The organism is Streptomyces sp. P17 (assembly GCF_032436805.1).
Taxonomy (GTDB): Bacteria; Actinomycetota; Actinomycetes; order Streptomycetales; family Streptomycetaceae; genus Streptomyces.
Map to the genome: position 1 here is coordinate 1 of NZ_JAVRBF010000921.1, position 266 is coordinate 266.

Genomic DNA, 266 nt, shown 5'->3' on the forward strand with positions numbered 1-266 from the left:
TGATCTTGATAAGAGACCAAAAAACTCAATTGTTGATTTCTATTCATCGATCGAACTTTTTTTGAAAGCAAGATTAATGAATGAACATTGGACACTAATTCTTAGTCGTCCTGAATTGGCAAATCTTGATAGTTTTCAAGTAGGAGATTTTCATTCTGTATTCCTTGATGATGCAGTTAAAAGAATGAAAAACATCCTTCGTGATCCTCTTCCTGCTAAAGCCGTCGATGTGTTTAAAGCTTTAGGAGAGCATCGAAATCAAATCG

General features: G+C 34.6%; 1 pseudogene. It reads left to right on the plus strand.

The annotated features are described in order from the left end of the window. A pseudogene (locus tag RMT89_RS43450) lies at nt 1–266 on the plus strand (hypothetical protein); the annotation flags it as partial.